The organism is Intestinibacter sp., assembly GCF_051866655.1.
Taxonomy (GTDB): Bacteria; Bacillota; Clostridia; order Peptostreptococcales; family Peptostreptococcaceae; genus Intestinibacter.
This window is the reverse complement of sequence record NZ_JBJDXL010000341.1, coordinates 1-3,419: the sequence shown is the minus strand read 5'-3', so window position 1 is coordinate 3,419 and position 3,419 is coordinate 1. Positions and strand designations below refer to the sequence as shown.

General features: G+C 31.4%; 1 protein-coding gene and 1 pseudogene. Both read right to left on the bottom strand.

Annotated elements, in window-relative coordinates; genetic code table 11:
* A partial coding sequence (locus ACI3VO_RS10225; RefSeq protein WP_439757823.1) for an AAA family ATPase occupies positions 1–567 on the bottom strand: 567 nt, incomplete at its 3' end.
* A 237-nt stretch (positions 568–804) separates the two neighbouring features.
* Positions 805–3,419, bottom strand: a pseudogene (locus tag ACI3VO_RS10220) (hypothetical protein); the annotation flags it as partial.

Below are 3,419 nucleotides of genomic sequence, written 5' to 3'. Positions count from 1 at the left end.
TGCTTCGTTTAATTCCTTAGTTCCTGCATATTCGTAGTTCATAGTCCCTATAAATCTAGTCGCTGGATGAAGCTTGATTCTTTCATAACCTGGTACATCTATAATTCTTCTGTAGTCAAGCGCAGAGTGAAGCACTACTATAGCATCGTTTTTCGCCATGTTTATTTCGTCAAATATTCCGAATCCACCATTTACAGCACATTCATAAACAGAACCACGTCTAAGCTTTACTTCATTGTCTATAAATGTATCTGTACCTATTAAAGATGCACTGTCTGTATTTATGTGGAATGAAGTATTCCATTGTGGTCTTCCAAATATTTCTGATAAGTTGTCAGATAGTAGGTTCTTACCTGTAGCCTTTGGTCCTGATAATAGTATATTTTCTTCTTCTAAAATTGCAGTTATACACATTTCTAGGATGTCTCTTCCTATAAAGAAGGCTGGTGATTTTGTTACTCTTTCCTTTAATTCTTCTTTTACATCGTATTCTTTTCTGAAATGTTCAATATCTTTGATTAGTGATTCTCTTATTCCTTGTTCTCTTAAGTTATCTAATATATCCATTTATTATCTCCTTTTATTTTCACGATTATTTATTCTTTATATAATTACCCATTTATTGGTTAATTATAACTTTACAAACCTATTTATTCCACATATTGTTAATTATATCATGACTTGTTTATACAAAATAACAAAAATCCACTGAGTTATATAGATTTCAATCCGTATACACTCAATGGATTAAATTATTGTAACGTATTACTATATTTTAAATCTAGTATTGTAATTCATAAATATTTATTTATTTGAAGCTTCTTCTCTTAATTTTTCAACATTTTTTTCATCTAATTCTAATTTTTCTGCTATAGCCTTATTATCATCATCTTTGATTCTCAAAATGCCCCACATACCTGATTCTATATCCCATTTTATTATGCTTGATCTATATAAATAGTCACCTGGTACCATAGATGCTCCATTTAATAATTCTATATTAAATACATTTCCTACACTGATAGCACCTTGAGTTGATATAATTCTTGTAAAAATATCATCTGGTTGAGCCATCCATTCATGCCCATGAACTATAAAGCTCGTATTTCTAGGTTTATCTGCTGGCATTAAGAGTCTTATTATAACTTTTTCTCCTGGGTATGCTTCTAATACAGGCGTTGATGGATCTTCATGTTCTTTAGAGCTAAATACTTTAGATATATCAGGATTATGTTGTAATCTATTGAAAAATCTCTCTGATTTGTAGTTAAATCCTTTTTCTCCTCTATCTTCAAAATCTACAGGCTCAATAGCTAACTCATCCTTCAAAGTATTTTCTGTAGATATTTCTGACTCTCCATGCTCTATAGGTTCCTCCTCTTCTACAGTAGTTTTTATTAAATTACCTTTTTCATCCACAAGTCTTATACCATTTTGCATAAATAAAACAAATTCTCTAAACTTGTCATTTTTACCTGTAGATACTAATACCTGTTCTTGATAATCAGCTTTATATCCATTATCATAAGAGCTTGATATTTTGGCGCCTTCAGGCTCTATTATTATTGCTCCGAATAACCCGTGATATCTATGGTTTCTTATATCTGTAAATGATGATAATAAGCAAGTTCCATATTCTTCATCTGCATACCATAGATATGTTTTACTTTCTCCTGGTGCTACAGTTTGTTCTTCGCCATTATATCCTATATTTACGCCACTGTCTTTTACTGGGTCGAATCTTAAAAATTGTGTGCTAATTCCTACCCTCATAGATGGAGTTATTTCTTTATCTACTGGTACACCTGGATATTCTAAAAATGGTATTTGCTCATTGAAACAATTAGTTAAAGTTATTTTTATATATTCACCTTTATTTGCTCTCAATATTAAAGGCTTAGGTTCTATTTTTCCACTTATTACATCATCTTTGATTTCATATGGTACAAATAATAGACCGTATGGATCATGGTCTTTGTATTTATTGTATATTAAATCCTTTTGTATAGCAGCTATGTGGAATTCTCTTACCTTTTTATAAGGGCAATATTTACTCTTAATCATACAATCCTTAATTTCGTCTTTATATGATTTAACTTTATCAAACGAGCATTTTTTACAACTATCAATAGGAATTAATTTATTGTTTTTATTTTTGTATACTCTTATTATTCCCCATAATCCTAGCCACAAATCGTCTTGACCTCCGAAATAGTAAATATAATCACCTGCTTTGTAATCGTCAGTTATTCTTATATTAAATGCTTCTGATATTCCTAGAGTTTGTGATTGAACTAATGGTGATTTTCTATCTGTTATTTCCTTTCTCCACTTCATACCGTGTATATTAAAAATATGCTGTTCCTCTTGTGCACCGTCTAATAATCTTATAACTATTTCTTCTCCTGGATATGTTTCAAGAATTGGTGTAACTGGATCTCCATGAACATTCGAATTAAATACATCTGCTGGATCATCGTATTTGTCATTTAATCTTTCTCTCAATGGTTCACATTTATAATTTATACCCATTACACCTGGATCATCATGCGAACCTGCAAATGGAGGTGGATTTAATGCCTTTTTATGTCTATCGAATAACAATGCAAAATCATGAACAAATAATCCAAATTCTCTAAATGCTCTTCCTGAAGGTGTTTTTATCACAGCTTTTGTTCCATATTTTATTCGTTTACCTGTTCGTGGATCATGGTATGTTGATCCCTTAGGTTCTATTATAAGCCCTCCAAACAATCCATGCTGTTGATGTGAATTTGGATTTAGGTGGTCATGGAAGAAACATGCATTTAATTCTTCATTAGCGTAATATCTCTCTACTAAAGTTTCTCCATAAAAAACAGAGGCTATATTATTATATCCATTTGCGCCGCCATCTGAAGTTATGACATCAAATTTAACTAAATGCACATGGAAGCTTACGTTATCAGTCAAAGTCTTCAATTGAAATTCTGTCGCCGGCAATGTTTCTGGTAAAAAATTAGTCAGTCTAACTTCTATACAATCACCTTTGTTAGCTCTTATAACTAACGGCTCTACATCTATATATCCATTTTCTATACCATCTATATATTCCTTAACCAATTCTTCTCTATTTTTAATTGTAACTCTACACCCTGTATATTCTTCTACTTGCTCTTTTAGCACATAAAATCTTCCAACTGGATCATGCCAACGAGCCTTATTGTAAACTAGTTTTGCCTGTAGTACGAATATTTCAAATACAACATCTGGCTCTTTTTCTTTCCATTCACAATTACAACGCTTATCATTACAAGGCTGTGCATATAAAGCTCCCTTAGAATAATTTTCTACAAAATTATCTCTTTCAAGCTCAGTTGGACAGATTTTATTTTCACCCTTTTGATTTAAAATTCCTAAAGGTGGTTGTTTAGGTCTTT